Below are 19,942 nucleotides of genomic sequence, written 5' to 3'. Positions count from 1 at the left end.
ATTCATTTTACTCCTTACAACTTAAAAGTCAAAAATTTCCCCTATTATATCCCTTTCGCCGCTTCCCGCCACTAAAGATTGGCGAGGCAAGCAATTGTATTCTTCAAAAGCATTGCGGTTGTTACGGGACCGACTCCGCCGGGGACGGGGGTTATGAAAGATGCTTTTTTTACTGCTTCTTCAAAAACAACATCACCGACTATTTTCCCATCGACTCTATTGATACCAACATCAATAACAATGGCTCCTTCTTTTATCATATCACCTGTTATTAGACCTGCTTTGCCGACCGCAACGATTAGAATATCCGCTCTTTTTGTATGAAAAGCCAAATCCTTAGTGGCAATATGGCAAACTGTCGGTGTTGGAGATTCTAATCGGGATTGAAGCAAAAGAAGAGTTAAAGGTTTGCCGATAATCTCCGAGTGTCCTACTATTACAACTTCTTTACCTTTCAGGCAAACATTTGTACTTTTTAACAGCTCCATAACCGCAAGCGCAGTGCAGGGAGCAATAACCGTTTCGCCATAGACAAGTTTTCCAATATTGAAAGGATGTATCCCCTCAACATCTTTGGAAGGACAAATCTTCATCTGAACTTCCCGCGCATTTATATGGGAAGGCACAGGCATCAGCAATATAATCCCTGTTACTTTAGGATTTTCATTTAGTTGTTGGATGAAATCTTCCAGTTCTTTTTGAGAAGTTGATTGGGGAAGTTTGTTGAGTTTGCAGGAAATAGTCATATTCTCGCAAGCTCTACATTGATTTTTGGCATATACACTGGCGCCAGGATCTTCTCCGACAATAACCGCCTCAAGATGAGGGATTATTCCTTTGGCTTTTATACTCTCTATCTCAAGTATCAGTTCCTCTTTAATTTTTGTGGCTATATCCTTGCCGTCTATAAGTTTTGCTTCCATAATATTCTTCCTGCTCCGATGTAACATCGGAGCATTTAATATTTCAAAAATAAGTGTTATTATAGCACTGTGGAAGGCATAATAAAAAAAGTTAATATAAGTTAATATAGGTTAATATGGGTTAACAAAGGTTGCTTTTGAATTATTTCGTAACCATTATTAACTGCTGTTAACTTCTTTTAACCGTTGTTAACCAAACAATTACTATCATGTTAAAAAACATAGAAGCTTGCCCGCCAAATTCCTGCCTGCCTATTAGTTGTGGCAAGGTTGCTGGGAGAGGTGGAGTTACAACGCCCTTGGGGTTTAAAGCCTCGGGTGTTAGTTGCGGAATTAAAAAGAGCGGGAATAAAGATTTGGCTCTTATATATTCCGAAGGTCCTGCTTTGACTGCGGGGATGTTTACGACAAATAAGTTTAAGGGCGCGGCTGTGATTGTTGATTTGAAATATCTAAAAAATGGGGACAATTTCAGAGCTGTTATAGTAAATAGCGGTAATGCGAATGCTTCTACCGGAAAACAAGGGATTAAAGACGCCGAGGAGATGGCTACTTTAACTGCTGAAAATTTGGGAGTGAAGAAAGAAGAAGTTTTGGTGTCATCAACCGGCATTATAGGCAAGAAAATGCCGATGGATAAAGTTAGAAAGGGAATAATTGAAGCTGTGGAAAAATTAGATTACAACGGCGGAGTTCTTGCCGCTTCCGCGATAATGACAACAGATACAAAGCCAAAAGAGTTGTCTATTGATACGGGAATAAAGGGAAGAGGCAATAAAACAATTAAAATCGGCGGCATTGCAAAGGGCGTGGGAATGATTTGTCCCAACGTTGCAACTATGCTTGCATTTTTGACGACTGATGCGTCCATATCCAAAGACGCGCTTAAAGAATCGTTGCATATTGCAGTTAATAAATCTTTTAACAGATTAACGGTTGACGGGTGTATGTCGCCCGATGATACTGTGATAATAATGGCTAACGGTTTGGCAAGAAACGAGAGAATAAAACCTAAAAGTGAAAATTTTCCCGCATTTACGCAAGCGCTTACATTTTTATGCGAAGAACTTGCGAAGAAAATGGCTTCCGACGGAGAAGGAGCTACCAAACTTATAGAGGTCGCAGTTAAAGGCGCCTGGAACGATAAAGATGCGCATAGAGCCGCAAAAGCGATTGCAAATTCCGCATTGGTTAAGACGGCTATGTATGGCGCCGACCCGAATTGGGGAAGAATAATTTCTGCTGTGGGTTCGGTTAAGGTGAAGTTTAACCCCGATAAAATATCATTGAAATTACAGGGAACATCGTTGATAGAGAAAGGGAAATTCGTTAATTATAATGAAAAGGAACTTTCCGGCTCTTTGAAAAAAGAGAATGCAATAATTATTGAAGTTGATTTGCACTATGGCGACAGAGAAACCACGGTATGGACTTGCGACCTTACGGAAGAATATGTGAAAATAAATGCACATTATACAACTTAGGAATTGATTACGGCGATTTCTGAAACCTGCCCGCCAAGATTTGGCAGGCGGGGATTACAGCGATTAAAGATTTAGTTTATATGCATTATTTGGTGTTTTTTAATCTGCGTAATCTTATTTAAATAAACAATGGAAAATACACTTGATAGAGCAAAGATACTTGTAGAGGCATTGCCGTATATAAGACAATTTCACGGTAAAGTTGTCGTTATAAAATGTGGCGGTGAGCTCATAGCAAATGAAGAAGTTAAAGAAAATATAGCACAGGATATAGCTTTGATGAGATTTGTCGGGATAAAGCCGGTATTAATTCACGGAGGAGGACCGCAGGTAACTAACTTATTGGAAAGACTGGGTAAAAAAGCGGAATTTTCAGAAGGTATGAGAAAAACTGACAAGGAAACAGTAGAAGTCGTTGAGATGGTATTGGGAAAGATAAATAAAGACCTTGTTAGTTTGATTAATCAGGCAGGAACTCACGCAGTAGGTCTTTCAGGAAAAGACGGTAAATTAATTAAAGCAAAAAAGCTCAATTCCTCAAAGGGGGAAGACTTGGGCTGGGTGGGAGAAGTGGAAGAAATAAATCTTTCGATTATAAAAGCATTGGATAACGAAAATAATTTGCCTAACGGAAAAGGATTTATACCGGTAATCGCTCCATTAGGAGTAACAAATGACGGGCTGACGCTTAATATAAACGCCGATATCGTGGCCGCAGAACTTGCCGTCGCTTTGAAAGCGGAGAAAATGATAATTCTCACGAACCAGCCGGGAATATTGAAAGATATTAAAGATGAAACATCGCTTATTTCTACTATACCGGTATCTGAGATTGATTTACTTATTAAAAAGGAAATTATTCGCGGCGGTATGATGCCAAAAGTAAACGCTTGCAAGAAAGCGATTTTAGGTGGAGTAAAGAAAACACATATAATAGACGGAAGAATTTCGCATAGCATTCTTCTGGAAGTATTTACCGATAAAGGAGTAGGAACGGAGATAACGAAAGATAAAGGTTAATGGGTAATGGTAACGAAGCCTGTATCGGTGACGGTTAGGGTAACGTAAAAAAGACGATAGACGTAACCCTATTACGAACGGGTCCGACGACTCCGTATGAGACGACACGTAGTGTCGGACTCCATCGGAGCATCGTAACCTTTACCGTTACCAATCTTAGAATGATTGAAAATATGAAAAATAAAGAAATAGCTGAATTAGATGAAAAGTACATCATCCCAACATACGCAGGGAAAACTATTGCGTTTTCTCACGGAAAAGGATGTAAGATTTGGGATATAGAGGGAAAAGAATATCTCGATTTTCTTTCCGGCATTGCGGTTAGTGGGTTGGGACATTCTCACCCCAAATTGGTTGAAGCGATTAAGGAACAAGCTGAGAAACTAATTCACACATCCAATTTATACCTTATCCCAAACCAGATTGAATTAGCGTCCATTCTTGTTGAAAATTCTTTCCCCGGAAAATGTTTTTTCTGTAACTCAGGAGCGGAAGCAAACGAAGCGGCTATTAAGTTTGCAAGAAAATACGGGGCAGGTAAATACGAAATAATCACGATGAGTGGTTCTTTCCACGGCAGAACTTACGGAGCGCTTACCGCCACCGGACAAAAGAAATTTCATAAAGGGTTTGAGCCGTTACTACCGGGTTTTAAATATGCAGAGTTTAATAATATAGAATCCGTCAAAAATCTTATTACTGACAAAACTTGCGCAATACTTATTGAACCGATGCAGGGAGAAAGCGGCATAAATCCCGCAAAAAAAGAATTCCTTAAACAAGTAAGATTACTCTGCGATGAGAACGATATACTCCTCATTCTGGACGAGGTCCAGTGCGGAATGGGAAGAACGGGCAAACTCTTTGCTTACGAATATTACGGGATAACACCTGACATGGTTACACTTGCTAAATCGTTGGGAGGAGGAGTCCCCATAGGAGCCGTAATCGCAAACGAAAAAGTTTCTTCCTGTATTGGTCCCGGCGATCATGCGGCGACTTTTGGAGGAAATCCTCTTGCGACAAAAGCCGCAGTTGCAACATTAAAAACAATGTTGGGAGATAATCTGATTGATAACGCCGGCAAGATGGGAGATTATTTTAAGGACAAATTAAACAGTTTAAAAAGTAAATATCCGTTCATAAAAGAAGTAAGAGGTAAAGGGCTAATGTTAGGGATGGAAATTGCCCCTATTACTGACGGAGCAAAAGGTATATTATTAAAATGCATGCAGAAGGGTTTGCTCATAGGAACAGCAGGCGAAAATGTATTAAGATTTGTTCCTCCTCTTATCGTGCAGGAAAAAGAAATCGATGAAGGAATGGCAATTTTAGAAGAAGTGCTGGATAATGTATAGAAAATGACAAAAAAGCAAAGCAAGCTTTGCAACTACGACTTAATGAAAAAATGTAGTGGCCGAGCTTGCTCGGCAAAACTGGTTGAGCGTTAATCATGAATAAAAATTTACTTTCTATTAAAGATATAAATAAACAAGACATTAATCTTCTTTTTCAAATGGCTTCGGAATTAAAAACCAGAAGAAAAAGAGGGGAAAAGATTATCCATTTATTGGATGGGAAAAGCCTGGGGCTCCTGTTTGAGAAACCATCCACAAGAACAAGAATATCTTTGGAAATAGCCATAAGAGAACTTGGCGGAAGTTCACTTTTTTTACAATCAGAACAACTCCAGTTAAAAAGAGGCGAAACCCTAGCCGATGCGGCGAAAATTTTCTCGCTTTATCTTGACGCTCTGGCGGTAAGAACATATAACCACAATAATCTAATTGAATTAGCCACAAACACTTCAATTCCCGTTATTAATGCTTTATCCGATTTTTCCCATCCGTGTCAGGTTTTATCAGATATGTTTACTATAAAAGAGGAAATCGGTAAATTGGAAGATGTGGGGTTAACATATATAGGAGCCGGGAATAATGTTTGTAATTCATTGATATACGGCTCGGCAAAAACAGGTATTAACTTGACCATTTCTTCTCCCAAAGGATATGAGCCAAGCTCAGGAATTTTGGAAGACGCGCAAAAAATAAATCCGAAATGCAAAATCAAACTATTAAGTAATCCTATAGAGGCGGTCAAAAACGCGGATGTAATTTATACGGATGTGTGGGTTTCCATGGGCGAAGAAGAACAGAAAAAAGCAAGATTAAGCGCTTTCAAAGATTTCCAGATAAACGAAAAACTTGTCAAGGCAGCCAAAAAGCACGTTTTTGTTATGCATTGTTTGCCCGCTCATAGAGGTGAAGAGATAACTTCAGAAGTGCTGGATGGCACACACTCTATTGTATGGGAACAGGCGGAAAACAAATTACACGCGCAAAAAGCGTTGTTAGTTTTGCTTTTGGGAAAATAATGGCACAAAAGTTTAAGATTTTATTTATAACCTTCTTTCTTTTATTTTTACTGCAACAAGCAAATATCTGCGCGCTTACGGCAGAAAACGTAGAATTACTGACTTCCGAAAAATATTGTAAAACAATTAATTCGCTATTTAATTCTGCAACCAAATCTATCTTTGTTGCGATGTATTCTTTTAAATATTATTCCCAATATCCAAAATCCCCTTCCAATATCTTTGTAAATGCTTTGATAGAAGCAAAGAAAAGGGGGGTAGATGTAACCGTTTTGCTTGATATTTCCCGAGATGAGAAGAGCACAAAGGAAAATCAGAAGACCGGCAAAATCCTTTCGAAAAAAGGAGTAAAAGTTTATTACGATAGCGTTGAAACGCTGACTCACACAAAAACAATAGTGATAGATTCAAGGTATACGATAATAGGAAGTCATAATTGGACATATTCCGGATTATCAAAAAATAACGAACTTTCAGTACTTATAAATTCGGATGAATTGGCAAAAGAGACTGAGAGATATATAATAGGGATAATTAGTACTAAAAAATAAAAAGAAATACATAGATATATGTAGAAATATGGTGGAAATACGTGGTAGATAAATAACGTGTTTCAATTTATTCCCATGTATTTCTATGTATATCTCTATTATATTTTCACATAAGGAGAAATAAATGAAAATAGTACTTGCTTATTCTGGTGGGTTAGATACTTCTGTTGCATTAAAATGGCTTAAAGATAAATATAAAGCAAAAGTCATAACATATACCGCTACTGTTGGAGATGAAATTAATAAGAGTGAAATAGAAAAAAAAGCGAAAAGCACAGGAGCATTTAAGGTATATGTTGAAGATTTAAAAAAAGAATTCGCAAATGAATTTATAGTACCCACACTGAAAGCAGGCGCTTTATATGAAGGAAAATATCCTCTTGCCACAGCGCTTTCAAGACCTCTAATCGCGAATAGATTGGTAGAAATAGCTAGAAAAGAAAAGGCGGATGCCGTAGCTCACGGTTGCACCGGAAAAGGCAACGACCAGGTAAGATTTGAGTTGACAATCTTTTCTTTTGCCCCAAGTTTAAAAATCATAGCTCCCTTGAGAGAATGGGAACTTAAATCAAGGGAAGAAGAAATAGAATATGCGAAAAAACATAATATCCCCGTTTCAACCACGAAAAAAAGTCCCTACAGCATAGATAAAAACATCTGGGGCACTTCTATAGAATGCGGTGTTCTGGAAGACCCCGACCAAGAACCACCGGAAAATGCATGGGATAAAACAAATCCGATAGATAAGACTCCCGCCAAGCCTCAATATATAAAAATATACTTTGAAAACGGTATCCCAAAGAAGCTCGACGGCAATAAATATGAATTATCTGCGCTTATTATAGAACTTAATAGTATAGGTGCAAAACACGGCATAGGAAGAATTGATATGGTAGAAGACAGACTCGTTGGGATAAAAAGCAGAGAACTATATGAAGCGCCTGCTGCAGTTATTCTCCATAAAGCTTTAGGAGAAATAGAAAACCTAACTCTTGACAGAGAAACCACACATTTTAAGAAAATTATTTCCAGCAAATATGCCCAGTTGGTCTATTATGGCCTATGGTATTCCGATTTAAAAGAAGCGCTTGACTCATTTTTAGAAAAAATACACGAGAATACAACCGGCGAAGTTACATTAAAATTACACAAAGCCAACTGTATTGTAGTAGGAAGAAATTCACCAAATTCGCTTTACAATACGAAAATGGCGACATATTCTCCGGAAGATATTTTTAATCACCAATCCGCTAAAGGATTCATAGAACTTTTCGGGCTTCCGCAAAAGATACAAGCTCTTAAAAGGTTAGAAAAGCAGAAAAAAAAGAAATAAAAGTATACATTCCGCTTTTAAATCCTCAGAAAAGATAAAAACTAATGACTAAAAAAGATTATTATGAAGTTTTGGAGCTAAGTCGTGACTCTTCAGGAGCCGAGATAAAAAAAACTTATAGAAAGGCGGCTCTTCAATATCATCCTGACAGAAATCCTGACAATAAGGAAGCGGAAGATAAATTCAAGGAAATATCGGAAGCATACGCTGTTTTGTCCGACCCGGAAAAAAGACAAATGTATGACCAATTCGGACATGCAGGGCTCAAAGGAGCAGGATTTGGAGGATTTAGTGATTTTTCCGACATTTTTTCTTCGGATGTCTTTACGGGTTTTCAGGATATATTCGGTTCATTTTTTGGAGGAACCTCTCATTCCAGAACTCGCAGAAGCGCAGACTTGCGATATGATTTAAGGATTTCTCTAAAAGAGGCATACACGGGAATAATCAAAGAAATTACAATATCCAAAAACGACACCTGCCCTCACTGTAAAGGCGAAGGTCACGAGCCGGGAACAAGCGTTAAAACTTGCCCCGAATGCAACGGAAAGGGCGAAACCACTTTTCAACAGGGATTTATAGGTATAATTATAAGACGCACATGTCCAAAATGCGCAGGAACCGGCACAGTAATAACAACGCCATGCAATAGCTGTCGCGGAAGAGGGAAAGTTAAAAAATCCCAAAAAATTACTGCTAATATTCCAAAAGGAGTAGATACCGGCGCTCGTCTCAAAATAAAAGGCGAAGGAGAAGGAGCGGTAAAAGGTGGTTCTTCCGGAGACCTTTATATTTTTATTCATATTGATGAAGACCCCTTCTTTCAAAGAAAAGATGATGATATAATCACAGATATCCCGATTTCTATAACAATAGCTTGTTTGGGTGGAGAAATAGAAATCCCAACTTTGGATGGGAAAACCAAAATACAAATTCCTCACGGAGTGCAAAACAGCAAAGTGTTTCGCTTGAGAGGAAAAGGCATGCCGAATCTTCACGGTCACAGGAGCGGAGATCAGTACGTTAGATTACTCATAGAAACTCCTGTCAATTTGAGCAAAGAGCAGAAAAAGCTTATGCAGGAATTTTCTAAGCTCGAAACTGACAAGAATATTCCACATAGAAAAAGGTTTTTGGATAGATTTTTTGAAAACTTTACTTAGTTTGAAAAATTAGAAAGCAGATACTGCTTTGAGTATTAAAAAAAAGGAGGGCTAAAATGCCTTGCGGTAGAAAGAGAAAAAGAAAAAAGATGTCTACTCATAAGTTAAAGAAAAGAAGAAAAAGAGATAGACATAAGACAAATAAATAAAGTTTATCCCCGCACTAAGATTTTTGGAGAAATTTCTGTGAAATTTTATAGAAATTCTTTGGAATTTTAGAGAAATTTTGTGAAATTTTGGTGCGGGGAAGCATAAGGATAAAATATGAAATCAATTAGATATGTATTGATATTTCTTGCATTTCTCATTCTCATGTTTTCCATCGGGGACATTCCCCGCGGAAATTCGATTGCAAAAGAAGAAGAAATTTATCCGCATTTGGAACTTTTAGCCAAAGTCATAGCAACTATCCAGCAAAAACACGTCAAAGAGGTTGGGATAAAAGAACTAATAGATAATTCTTTGGAAGGGATGTTAAGTTCCCTAGACCCTTATTCTCAATTCATGACGCCTGAAATAAAAAAAGAGTTTGAAGTTGAAACAAAAGGCGAACTGGAAGGCGTGGGAATGGTAATTACCATTCAAGACGCAGTACTTACCGTAATTTCTCCTATTGAAGATACTCCGGCTTTCCGCGCAGGTATAGAATCCGCAGATAAGATTGTTGATATTGACGGCGAGTCGACAAAGGGATTGTCCACATGGGAAGCAGCGCAAAAATTAAGAGGCAAACCGGGAACAAAAGTAACAATTAAAGTTTGGCGTGAAGATGAAGACGACCTGCTTACATTTGAGCTTGTAAGAGAAGTCATTCATATAAAAAGCGTCAAAGACGCAAATATAATAAAGGACAAAATCGGCTATGTTCGCATTACTTCTTTCAGGGAAGATACTATCCTCCTACTCAAAGAATCGATAGTAGGACTATTAAAAGATGGAGCAAATTCTCTGATATTGGATTTAAGAAATAATCCCGGCGGATTTCTTGAGTCATCAATTCAAGTATCGGATATGTTCCTGCCTAAAGGAAAATTAGTTGTCTATACACAAGGAAGAGACACCAAAAATGAAAGAAAATATTATTCCCGATTCAAACCACTTTTTCCTATAGACAAAAATATTGTTATATTAGTAAACGAAGGAAGCGCCAGCGCTTCTGAGATAGTGGCAGGCGCGCTTAAAGATAACAATAGAGCCGTAATTATCGGAATGCAAACTTTTGGAAAAGGTTCAGTCCAATCCATAATTGAACTTGATAAAGATTATGCGCTAAGGCTCACCACCGCGCATTATTATATCCCCAGAGGCGAATGCATAGAAGGAGAGGGAATAGCGCCTGATATAGAAGTGGAAATCTCAAAAGAAGAAAAGAAACTAATTCGGGAATTCCTTGCGGGATATGGAAAAGAAGACATCCAGAAAGATCCACAGTTGCAAAAAGCGGTTGATTATCTGGAAGGGAACATAGAACAGGCAACGGAAGCTAAAAAATAAAATTGGGAATAGAGATACATAGAAATACGGTAGATATACAATAGATATACGTGGTAGACAGGCAATATATATCAACATATTTCCAAGTATTTCGACTTATATCAAAGTTTTACTTCCATGTATTTCGATTTATATCAAATTATTATTTCTATTGCGATGGACAATAAAAAAAAATTAATATTCGGTCTTTTAGCGTTGTTAATCATAGGAACAAGCATCTGGGGAATACGAAATCATAAAAAAGTATATCCGGTCAAAGAAGCCTCATTATCCTCTTTAGTAGAAAACTCCCTGAATAAATCTTTTATCACTTTAGGCATAACAAAAGAAAATATAGTCAAGAAATATTTGGAAGAAAAATCCTTAAACGGGAAAGAAAAATGGATTCAAGTCCATGAAGAATTTGTAGTCAAAGAATCCATATCGCTAAATGAAGCTCTGAAGGTTATAGAAAAAAACACAAAACACTCAGGCGGGAAGATATTGTCCTATTGTTTCTTTGAAGACGGTAAAAAGCTACAAATATCATTAGGTAAAGAAAACATTACTACACATTCTTTAGTTATAAGCAAAGAAAATATACCCAAAATCTCTATAATAATTGATGATATGGGATATGGAAGAGAAGTAGAAAAAGAAATATTAAAACTTTCTTTTCCATTAACAATTTCAGTTCTTCCTCATCAGAAAGCTTCTCAAAAAATTGCCGAGTTAGCTCACAAATTGGGATTTGAAGTTATGTTACACCAACCTCTCCAATCCATATATACTAATCGCAACACAAGTCAGGGGCTGATTACAGAAGGGATGAATAAAGAAGAAATTAAATCTACTTTTATGCAAAACTTAAAGACAGTTCCTTATGCCGTAGGAGTCAATAATCATGAAGGTTCCAAAGGTATGGGGCAAGAGGAAATGATGTCTGAATTGTTAGATATCATAAAAAAAGAAGGAATGTTCTTTGTTAATAGCCTTACAACCTCCAATCCCAGCGCAAAAAAAATAGCACTCGCAAAAGGATTGAAATATATTCAAAGAGATACATTTCTCGACAATGAAAAAAACGAAGAATATATAGCCCAACAAATTGATGAATTGATTTCTCAAGCATTATCAAACGGACAAGCCATAGGGATAGCGCATCCCGGACGCGCAACATTAAATGCCCTTAAAAAAGGGCTCCCTAAAATAGAAGCCGAAGGAATCAAAATAGTTCCTATTTCACAACTGTTGGAGAAATAAAAACGTTAAATAAACTCACGGGGTTAGGACATAACGCTGATGATATAATTAGCTGGGTAGAAAATAACACAGCAAGCAATAACATTAATCACTAAATACCATTAACTATCAACTATTATCTAAAATGCTAATACTTGGAATAGAAACGTCCTGCGATGAAACGTCCGCTTCAATTGTAAAAGACGGAAAAACAATTATATCTAATATAATAACTTCCCAAGACGAAATTCACGCTCCTTTTGGCGGTATCGTCCCCGAACTTGCATCGCGTGAACAATTAGAAAGCATAGGTTGGGTCGTAAGAGAAGCACTTGATAAAGCAAATATCCCGCTAAACAAAATGGACGCAATAGCAGTAACTTACGGGCCCGGGCTTGCAGGTTCATTGTTAATAGGCGTCGAATTTTCAAAGGCGCTCTCATATGCTTTATCCATTCCGCTTATCGGTGTAAATCATATCCAAGCCCATCTTTACGCAAATTTTTTAGAAACTTCCGAAATAAAATTCCCATATATCGGTTTGATAATCTCCGGAGGGCACACTTCGCTTTTTTATGTTAAAGATTTTCTGACCTATTCTTTTCTGGGGCAAACAAGAGACGACGCTTGCGGAGAAGCATTTGATAAGGGAGCACAAATCTTGAAATTAGGTTATCCCGGCGGGCCTGTTATAGACAGAATAAGCAAAAAAGGCAATCCTTCCGCAATAAAATTTCCTCGCGCTAAAATGAAAAATCCTTTCGATTTTAGTTTTTCGGGACTCAAAACCTCACTTTTAAGATATGTGGAAAAAAGAGGAGAAATCACAAAAAAAGAACTTCCCGACATAGCCGCAAGCTTTCAGGAAGCAATAGCTGATACGCTTGTTAAAAAAACTATTCTTGCCGCGGAATACAAAAAAACAAATACAATAATCGTTGGCGGAGGCGTCTCAGCAAACTCAAGAATACGCTTTAAAATGCGACAGGAGGCAAATAAAAATAACTTAAAAGTCTATTTCCCGAATCAACTTAAATTATGTACGGACAACGCCGCAATGATTGCGGGTTTGGCTTATTGGATGTTTAAAAAAGGCAAAACCTCTTCTTTGACTCTGGACGCAAAACCTAATTTATTTTAGTAGAAATTAGGTTTAAATGAGAAATAAGTATAAATTCTAAAATGAAAAACATTGAAAGCTGGCTTTATCTTAATGCCATTCAAGGTCTTGGACCGATAAAAGGCAAAGCTCTTCTTGACAGGTTTGGTTCGCCGGAAAACATATTTAAAGCAACAGATCAAGAGCTTGCATCTGTTGGGGGAATCGGAGCAGACTTAATAGAAAAAATAAGAAATAAAGAGAAATGGTTAGACCTAAAACAGGAAATTTCCCTGATAGAAAAATTAGGTATTGAAATTATTACTTTTCAAGATTCGGATTATCCCCCTCTTCTTAAAAATATTTCTTCTTTCCCCCTACTCTTATATGTAAAAGGAAATTTTCAAGAGCAAGATTATAAAATGCCCATAGCCATTGTCGGAACAAGAAAATCAACTTATTACGGCAATAGCATAACATCGGAATTAGCAGGCAATTTGACTCAAGCCGGCTTCACTATAGTTAGCGGAATGGCGCGGGGAATAGATACATCAGCACATCAGAGCGCTCTAAAACAAAAAGGAAGAACTGTTGCGGTTTTAGGAAGCGGATTAAATTTTATATATCCGCGCGAAAACAAAAAACTATCCGAAGAAATAGCACAAAACGGGGTTTTGGTTTCGGAATTTCCAATGAATACTTCGCCCGATAGATTTAATTTCCCAAGAAGAAATAGAATAATATCGGGATTATCTTTAGGTGTAGTTGTCGTCGAAGCGGGCGAGAAAAGCGGGGCGATAATCACGGCAAATCTTGCATTAGAACAAGGTAGAGATGTCTTTGCCATACCCGGGAAAATTGATTCTAAATACACTCAAGGAACACATAGACTCATTCAAGACGGAGCTAAACTTGTTACTAGATGGACGGATATTACATCCGAACTCATGCCTCAAATAGATTGGCAGACACAAGAGAAAACAGAAGAAAAACCAAAAATAAAATTGGAAGAAAAAGAAAATAAAATCTATAACTTGCTTTCTTCTGAGCCAATACAGATTGAAGAGATTATCAAAGAAACTAAAATGAGTTCTTCAGAGGCACTGTCTGTGCTATTATCACTGGAACTAAAAGGAATTGTAAAACAATTGCCCGGAAAGTTTTTTGCTAAGACAAAATGATACTATTGTTCTGTCTAATTAATTTCTGGTAGCGTGTCATTCCCGTAATTTTTAAGCGGGAATCTCTATATACTGGATGCCCGATTAAAGCACTCGAGCATGACAAAACTGCTAACTCGTCTGGGCAGACGAAGTCTGATGCCCTGAAAGTTTTTCGCTAAAATCTGAAAATTTCAATTTTTCCCCAACAATTCCTCACCTATTTTGTACACATCTCCTGCGCCTACGGTTAAAACAATATCATTAGGTTGAATTGTCTTTTTCAGATAAGCAACCACTTCTTTTTTGTTTTCAAAATGCAAGGCAGGTGTCCCTAATTTTTCCAAATGCTCGCAAATAAGTCGCGAAGTTACCCCAGGTATTGGTTTTTCACTTGCGGCATAAATAGGTATAAGAATCGGGACATCGACCTTTTTTAAAGCTTTGGCAAATTCGCGGGCAAAATACTGCGTTCTTGTATATCGGTGCGGCTGAAATATGGCTATTGTTCTCTTCGGTTTCAACTCTTCAACCATTTGGATTGCGGCTTTTATTTCGGTAGGATGATGAGCATAATCATCCACAATTAAGGCACCATTGTGTCTGCCTTTTATCTGGAATCTTCGACTTACACCTTTGAATCCTGGTAATATTTCTGCTATTTCTTTGAATTTAATTCCGTTTAACAACCCGACTGCTATACAAGCAAGAGCATTTTTTACATTATGAATCCCCAATAAAGACATTTTTATTTTGCCTAAATTTTTACCTTTGAAATTAACTTCAAAACACGTTTTACCGTTATCAGTATGGATATTGGACGCATAAATCAAATTAGTCGGACATATGCCATAAGTTATAATTTGCGCCTTAATATTTTTCTTATGCGACATTAAAATATTTTTTACGACTTCGTCATCTCCTCCTGCTATAAGCAAACCACCGTTTTTTATATTATGAATATATTTCAAAAAAGCATTTTTGAGATTCTCGAAATTTTTATAATAATCCAGATGTTCTTCTTCTATATTGGTAATTATTTCAAATAGAGGAGATAACATTAAAAATGAACCGTCAGATTCATCGGCTTCGGCTATAAATAATTCGCTTTTACCGACATGCGCATTCGTGTCTAAATCTATCACCTTGCCGCCTACAATAAACGTGGGCTCAAGTCCTGCGCGTAAAAATAGAAAAGATATTAGGGAAGATGTGGTTGTTTTGCCATGACTGCCGCAAATAGCAATCCCTGCGCTACTGTTCATCAGACTTGCCAATATCTGACCTCTGGGAAAAATCTCCAATCCTTTTTGTTTAGCGAGTGCAAGTTCTTCGTTGCCACAAGAAACAGCGTTGGAATAAACTATTTCCTTCGCGTCTTTAATATTATCCTTCTTATGTCCGATATAAACTTTTATTCCTAATTCCGTAAGTCTTTTTGTATATGAACTTTCCTGCAAATCTGCCCCTTGGACCTTATATCCTTTCTTGAAAAGAATATACGCAATTCCACTCATAGAACATCCACCTATACCAATGAAGTGGATTGGACCTCTTAATTTATAATTATTAGTTGTAAAAGTAGATTTATTAGTAATTGGTAATTGGAAATTAGTAATTTGCTATCTCACCTCCTTTTGTTCTTTTAAGCTGTAGTGACCGAGCTTGCTCGGCGGATAGGAAGGCAAAGTAAACTTTGCCACTACAGATTACAGAGATTATTTTTATTCTTTTAACCATTAGAAATTGGAAATTAGTAATTGGTAATTTCTATTTTATATATTTGTATATCTCTTCGCATATTCTTTCTAAAGCATCGTTTTGCATTATTCCCTTCATTTTCTTACCCATCTGTTCAAGTTGAACGGAATCTTTTAATAATTCTTGTAAAATTTTGGGAATGCGACCGTTTTGGACGTCTGTTGTTTTTAAGAGATATGCTCCCCCCTTTTTTTGAAAGTAGAAAGCGTTATGTTCCTGATGGTTATCTTTAGCATAAGAGTAAGGCACTATCAAAGACGCAATCCCCCAGAAAGAAAGCTCACAAAGGGAAAGTGCTCCGCCTCTTGCGATTGCCAAATCCGATATCAAATAGGCGCAATCCATCGGAAATAAAAAAGGTAAAACAACAGAATGTATTTTAGAATTAATATATTTTTCCTTAACTCTTTTGCAATCCGCGTCCCCTGCAATATGAATTACCTGCCAATTTTTAAAATTTGCGATTTGAGGCAATATATTCACAACCCAAGTATTCAAAGAAAAAGCGCCTTGAGAACCGCCAAAAATAAGCAGAGTTTTCTTGTCCGTATCCAACCCGAATTTTTTATAACAGTTTTGTTTATCTAAGTCCAATTCGCATTTTACAACGGGATTTCCCACCACTAAAGTTTTCGCAGGATAAAAAGAAGAGCCAGGGAAAGCAAGGAATATCTTGTGTGAAAATTTAGCTAAAAATTTATTAGCTTTACCGGGGATTATATTTTGTTCATGTAAGAATAAAGGAACTTTCAACAAATAAGCGGATATACAAGCAGGAAAGCTTCCGAAGCTTCCCATTCCTATTACAAGTTTTGGTCTCATACGACAAAGAAAGATAAAAGATTTAACAATTGCTCTGAGTATAGTCACATAATAAATAAAAATTGTTGTAATTATGTTTTTTTGGGCATGAGGAATAGAAAGGTTAACAAATCCGAAATTTTCAGCTTTAAGTATGGTTTGAAATTTTGATTTTATAGGACCTAAAAATATGGACTCTATGCCATATTTTTCTCTTGCATGGCAGGCTATTCTCAAACCTGGGAAAAAATGCCCGCCTGTAGAGCCAACCGCTATTATTATCCTATTGCTCAAAAATTCCTCTTCATAGTTGGATAGTAGAAATTAGTAAAAATTAAACAAATATTAATTATATTTCCTTTCTACTTTATCACAACAGAATCTTTTCTAATTTGCTGTTTACCAATTGTTCAAGTAAATCATGGAATTCACCATCCGCATCTATTTTTAAGAATTCCACTCCTACATCATAGATGCACTCTAAAGAGCTTTTTACAACTCTTTCTTTTCTCCATTTTATTTTTGCTAATATGTTAAATGGCACTTTCCTCGTGGGGCTAAAAACTTCCAAAAGCACAAGAGTATTGGGAGGATAATCCTTGCTTGTTGTAAAACAGATACCTTCTACGGATATGTTCTTGGATATACTGATATTGTTTTCTTTGAATTCTTTGAACGTTATAACAGATTGCCCTTTTCTATTAAGTCCCTCTTTTTCCCCTTTCTTCCTTATACGAATGAAAAAAGGATAACCAAACCTTAAATATTTTCTTTTTTCCGAGTCCGTTATTTTCTTATTTTTCATGCCAATCTCCCTTTCTTTATTTTATAAAGACATTTATTTATAGAAAATATTACTAACGAGACTTTCCAATGTTAAGAAGAATACCGACAGATGTCAAGCTAACCACCAAAGAACTGCCTCCATATGATACAAAGGGAAGACATAAACCTTTTGTAGGAAGAATCCCCGTGCTTACTCCAATATTTATAAAAGCTTGTATGGAGATTAGCAGAATAATCCCCAATGCAAGCAAAACTGCAAAGTCATCTTTTGCTTCTCTTGCTTTTAAAACAATTCTAAAACCGAGAATAACAAAAACTACAAAGAGCAAAATTATAGTCGTTGCGCCTATAAACCCCAATTCTTCCGCTATTATGGAGAAAATAAAATCATTATATGAAGAAGGCAGAAAAAACAATTTTTGTTTTGAAGCGCCAATCCCTTTACCAAAAATTCTACCTGATCCAATAGCAATAATAGATTGTATAAGTTGAAAACCTGCGCCTTGAGGGTCCTTGTAAGGATTTAAAATAGTCATAACCCTCTCCCTTCTGTATCCAACATTAAATACAAGATAATAAGCAATCGGCAAGGAAAGGAAAAAAAGCGAAAACAGATAGACAAGACTGCCTCCTCCCACAAAGAAAAGAATAAAAGTAAGCACAGCAATGAGTACTGCTGTGCCGAAATCCGGTTGAAGTAAAAGAATCACCACAACTACCGACAGTAGAAAAAGAGGCGGGCATAATCCTTGAAAAAAACTTTTTATTTTTACTTTTTTCCTTGACAGGAAATCCGCTATATATATGACAAAGAAAAGTTTCACGATTTCAGCAGGTTGAAGAAGAAAACCACCAAAGCCTATCCATCTTTTAGCGCCGCCTGCCTGACGCCCCAAAGGGCTAATAGTCATCAATAATAGTAATATTGAAACCATTATCAATGGTTTGCTTGCAGCTTTCCATTTTTTATACGGCAAATTATAAGTAAAGATTAGTCCCATCCCACCAACAAATAGCCATAAAAGTTGTCTGTGAAAAAAATAATAACTGCTTCCAAATCTGTCCATTGCATATGCTGAAGAAGCAGAATAAACCACAATAAGCCCAATACAAGCAAGCAGAACAACCACCATAAGCAACATAAAATTTATTTTATTCATATTCCTTTTTCAATCTTGAAAAAATTTTCTTAAACTGTTTGCCTCTATCTTTATAATCCTTAAACATATCAAAAGAAGCGCAGGCTGGGGAAAAGAGAATTTTTTCGCCAGACTTGGCATTTTTTAACGCGCATTCTACTGCTTTTTCCAATGTTTCATTGATGACAACATCAACAATATTTTTAAAAACTTCTGCAATTTTTTCTTTACTTTTACCAATTGCAAAAATTGATTTCACTTTACTTTTTATAAGTGTTTCTATTTGAGAATAATCGTTGCCCTTGTCTATGCCACCCAAGATGAGAAACAAAGGCGCTTTAAGTGTAAGAAGCGCTTTTTCTAAGCATGCGACATTCGTAGATTTGGAATCGTTAATGAATTCAACGCCTTTTATTTCTCCCACTTCTTCCAATCGGTGTTCTATGTTTTGAAAACTTCTTAACCCTTTTTCTATTTCGAACTTATTCAATCCTAAAATTTTTGCGGCAACTACAGCAGCAAGACAATTCTCCAAGTTATGTTCTCCCAGTAAAGGGAAAACATCCTTTTTACAAATCACTTCTATTTCTTCGTCTTTGCAAAACATTATTTCGTCCCTATTTATATACGCCCCTTCAGGAACCTTTTTATTTAAAGAGAAATAGCAAAGATTAGAATGTATTATATCTTTCATCTTTAAAAGATATGAGTCAGAGGCATTGATAACCGTAAAATCTCCTGTTTTCTGGTTGGAAAAAATTTTAGCTTTGGAAGACAAATAATCATTCATATCTTTATGAACATTAAGATGGTCGGTAGCAATATTAAGCATTATAGAAACAAACGGTTTAAAATATAAAATGTTTTCAAGCTGGAAACTGCTTACTTCCAAAACGACTATATCTTCGCCGTAAAGTTTTTCAACAAAGGAAGAAAATGGGACTTCAAAAGGGATATCTAAATTGCCGCCTTCATATACATTGAACTTTTCCTTTAACAAATGAGAGATAAGTTTTACGGTAGTAGTTTTACCGTTTGTCCCCGTAACCGCAATAATTTTGGAAGGGCAAAACTGATAAGCAAGTTCGACTTCACTTATTACGGGTATTTTATTTTGCCTTGCCTTTTTTAAAATAGGCAGGTCAAACTTAACACCTGGTGAAACTACAATTAAGTCACAAGATAAAATAAATTCCTCTGAGTGTTTGCCGATTTCGGACTTAACCCCCTTATCTTGTAGTATTTTCAGCTTGTCTTTTGTATTTGGATTATCATTGATTTCCGATATTTTCACATTGATTTTTTGCGCAAGTAAAAGCTTACACGCAGCAAAACCGCTGACTCCCAACCCCAGAACGCAAACTTCTTTATCTTTTAAATCAATCATCTCAATTTAAGCGTGCTCAAACTCAACAACGCAAGTATTATCCCTATAATCCAAAACCGAACAATAATCTGAGATTCCTGCCATCCCAATTTTTCAAAATGATGATGTATAGGCGCCATTTTAAAAATTCTTTTACGCCAGATTTTATAGGATATAATCTGAATTACTACCGACAGTATTTCCATAACAAAAACACCGCCAATAAGAAAAAGTAATAATTCCTGTTTAGTTATTAAGGCTACTACG

The 19,942-nt window shown here is 36.6% G+C and carries 18 protein-coding genes; 11 read left to right on the top strand and 7 right to left on the bottom strand.

All coding sequences use genetic code 11. From position 1 onward, the window contains the following. Positions 1-71 precede the first annotated feature (71 nt). Entirely contained in the window at positions 72-923 is an 852-nt protein-coding gene (locus KAS42_01815) for a bifunctional 5,10-methylenetetrahydrofolate dehydrogenase/5,10-methenyltetrahydrofolate cyclohydrolase (GenBank protein ID MCK4904969.1), read from the bottom strand. Between the two features lie 209 nt (positions 924-1,132). Here KAS42_01815 and argJ point away from each other — a divergent pair, with 209 nt between their 5' ends. From argJ to dprA, 11 genes are all read left to right on the top strand, one after another. Further along, positions 1,133-2,407, top strand: a complete 1,275-nt coding sequence (gene argJ, locus KAS42_01810) for a bifunctional glutamate N-acetyltransferase/amino-acid acetyltransferase ArgJ (protein MCK4904968.1) — start codon at positions 1,133-1,135, stop codon at positions 2,405-2,407. 129 nt (positions 2,408-2,536) lie between these two features. Beyond that, positions 2,537-3,427: an acetylglutamate kinase gene (argB, locus tag KAS42_01805; protein ID MCK4904967.1), complete on the top strand. Its 891-nt coding sequence runs from the start codon at positions 2,537-2,539 to the stop codon at positions 3,425-3,427. 173 nt (positions 3,428-3,600) lie between these two features. Beyond that, positions 3,601-4,785, top strand: coding sequence for an aspartate aminotransferase family protein (locus KAS42_01800; protein MCK4904966.1), 1,185 nt, complete (start codon positions 3,601-3,603; stop codon positions 4,783-4,785). Between the two features lie 95 nt (positions 4,786-4,880). Continuing rightward, entirely contained in the window at positions 4,881-5,801 is a 921-nt protein-coding gene (argF, locus tag KAS42_01795) for an ornithine carbamoyltransferase (GenBank protein ID MCK4904965.1), read from the top strand. Continuing rightward, a complete protein-coding gene (locus tag KAS42_01790) occupies positions 5,801-6,352 on the top strand; it encodes a phospholipase (GenBank protein MCK4904964.1) in 552 nt (183 codons plus the stop codon). The genes argF and KAS42_01790 overlap by 1 nt, the downstream gene beginning before the upstream one ends. A 124-nt stretch (positions 6,353-6,476) precedes the next feature. Further along, positions 6,477-7,685: an argininosuccinate synthase gene (locus KAS42_01785; GenBank protein MCK4904963.1), complete on the top strand. Its 1,209-nt coding sequence runs from the start codon at positions 6,477-6,479 to the stop codon at positions 7,683-7,685. A 44-nt stretch (positions 7,686-7,729) separates the two neighbouring features. Beyond that, positions 7,730-8,848, top strand: a complete 1,119-nt coding sequence (gene dnaJ / locus KAS42_01780) for a molecular chaperone DnaJ (protein MCK4904962.1) — start codon at positions 7,730-7,732, stop codon at positions 8,846-8,848. A 264-nt stretch (positions 8,849-9,112) separates the two neighbouring features. Beyond that, positions 9,113-10,342 carry a S41 family peptidase gene (locus KAS42_01775; protein ID MCK4904961.1) on the top strand — a complete coding sequence of 410 codons (1,230 nt, stop codon included), beginning with the start codon at positions 9,113-9,115 and terminating at the stop codon, positions 10,340-10,342. 156 nt (positions 10,343-10,498) lie between these two features. Further along, the gene (locus KAS42_01770) at positions 10,499-11,584 is read left to right on the top strand and encodes a divergent polysaccharide deacetylase family protein (protein ID MCK4904960.1); all 1,086 of its coding nucleotides are present in this window, start codon (positions 10,499-10,501) and stop codon (positions 11,582-11,584) included. Positions 11,585-11,708: 124 nt separating this feature from the next. Continuing rightward, positions 11,709-12,704: a tRNA (adenosine(37)-N6)-threonylcarbamoyltransferase complex transferase subunit TsaD gene (gene tsaD / locus KAS42_01765; protein ID MCK4904959.1), complete on the top strand. Its 996-nt coding sequence runs from the start codon at positions 11,709-11,711 to the stop codon at positions 12,702-12,704. A 41-nt stretch (positions 12,705-12,745) separates the two neighbouring features. Then, positions 12,746-13,843 carry a DNA-processing protein DprA gene (gene dprA / locus KAS42_01760; GenBank protein MCK4904958.1) on the top strand — a complete coding sequence of 366 codons (1,098 nt, stop codon included), beginning with the start codon at positions 12,746-12,748 and terminating at the stop codon, positions 13,841-13,843. Between the two features lie 173 nt (positions 13,844-14,016). On the opposite strand, the gene murC is transcribed toward dprA, so the two are convergent. The 6 genes from murC to mraY all read right to left on the bottom strand — a co-directional run. Then, positions 14,017-15,339, bottom strand: a complete 1,323-nt coding sequence (murC, locus tag KAS42_01755; protein MCK4904957.1) for a UDP-N-acetylmuramate--L-alanine ligase — start codon at positions 15,337-15,339, stop codon at positions 14,017-14,019. 253 nt (positions 15,340-15,592) lie between these two features. Further along, complete coding sequence (locus KAS42_01750; GenBank protein MCK4904956.1) at positions 15,593-16,678, bottom strand: UDP-N-acetylglucosamine--N-acetylmuramyl-(pentapeptide) pyrophosphoryl-undecaprenol N-acetylglucosamine transferase; 1,086 nt, start codon at positions 16,676-16,678, stop codon at positions 15,593-15,595. A gap of 76 nt (positions 16,679-16,754) precedes the next feature. Beyond that, positions 16,755-17,189 (bottom strand): PilZ domain-containing protein, encoded by a 435-nt coding sequence (locus tag KAS42_01745; protein MCK4904955.1) that lies wholly within the window; start codon positions 17,187-17,189, stop codon positions 16,755-16,757. 52 nt (positions 17,190-17,241) lie between these two features. Continuing rightward, complete coding sequence (gene ftsW / locus KAS42_01740) at positions 17,242-18,330, bottom strand: putative lipid II flippase FtsW (GenBank protein ID MCK4904954.1); 1,089 nt, start codon at positions 18,328-18,330, stop codon at positions 17,242-17,244. Further along, positions 18,323-19,696, bottom strand: coding sequence for a UDP-N-acetylmuramoyl-L-alanine--D-glutamate ligase (gene murD / locus KAS42_01735; GenBank protein ID MCK4904953.1), 1,374 nt, complete (start codon positions 19,694-19,696; stop codon positions 18,323-18,325). Before murD ends, ftsW begins: the two co-directional genes overlap by 8 nt. Beyond that, the coding region (mraY, locus tag KAS42_01730) for a phospho-N-acetylmuramoyl-pentapeptide-transferase (GenBank protein ID MCK4904952.1) at positions 19,693-19,942 on the bottom strand (250 nt) is incomplete at its 5' end. The genes mraY and murD, both read right to left, overlap by 4 nt.

The organism is bacterium (assembly GCA_023135785.1).
GTDB lineage: Bacteria > CAIJMQ01 > CAIJMQ01 > CAIJMQ01 > CAIJMQ01 > CAZNJA01.
This window is presented reverse-complemented; position numbering and strand designations above follow the sequence as displayed.

Coding starts and splice junctions, on each gene's coding strand:
- KAS42_01815 (MCK4904969.1), bottom strand. CDS start 923: ATGGAAGCAAAACTTATAGACGGCAAGGATATAGCCACAAAAATTAAA.
- argJ (MCK4904968.1), top strand. CDS start 1,133: ATGTTAAAAAACATAGAAGCTTGCCCGCCAAATTCCTGCCTGCCTATT.
- argB (MCK4904967.1), top strand. CDS start 2,537: ATGGAAAATACACTTGATAGAGCAAAGATACTTGTAGAGGCATTGCCG.
- KAS42_01800 (MCK4904966.1), top strand. CDS start 3,601: ATGAAAAATAAAGAAATAGCTGAATTAGATGAAAAGTACATCATCCCA.
- argF (MCK4904965.1), top strand. CDS start 4,881: ATGAATAAAAATTTACTTTCTATTAAAGATATAAATAAACAAGACATT.
- KAS42_01790 (MCK4904964.1), top strand. CDS start 5,801: ATGGCACAAAAGTTTAAGATTTTATTTATAACCTTCTTTCTTTTATTT.
- KAS42_01785 (MCK4904963.1), top strand. CDS start 6,477: ATGAAAATAGTACTTGCTTATTCTGGTGGGTTAGATACTTCTGTTGCA.
- dnaJ (MCK4904962.1), top strand. CDS start 7,730: ATGACTAAAAAAGATTATTATGAAGTTTTGGAGCTAAGTCGTGACTCT.
- KAS42_01775 (MCK4904961.1), top strand. CDS start 9,113: ATGAAATCAATTAGATATGTATTGATATTTCTTGCATTTCTCATTCTC.
- KAS42_01770 (MCK4904960.1), top strand. CDS start 10,499: ATGGACAATAAAAAAAAATTAATATTCGGTCTTTTAGCGTTGTTAATC.
- tsaD (MCK4904959.1), top strand. CDS start 11,709: ATGCTAATACTTGGAATAGAAACGTCCTGCGATGAAACGTCCGCTTCA.
- dprA (MCK4904958.1), top strand. CDS start 12,746: ATGAAAAACATTGAAAGCTGGCTTTATCTTAATGCCATTCAAGGTCTT.
- murC (MCK4904957.1), bottom strand. CDS start 15,339: ATGAGTGGAATTGCGTATATTCTTTTCAAGAAAGGATATAAGGTCCAA.
- KAS42_01745 (MCK4904955.1), bottom strand. CDS start 17,189: ATGAAAAATAAGAAAATAACGGACTCGGAAAAAAGAAAATATTTAAGG.
- ftsW (MCK4904954.1), bottom strand. CDS start 18,330: ATGAATAAAATAAATTTTATGTTGCTTATGGTGGTTGTTCTGCTTGCT.
- murD (MCK4904953.1), bottom strand. CDS start 19,696: ATGATTGATTTAAAAGATAAAGAAGTTTGCGTTCTGGGGTTGGGAGTC.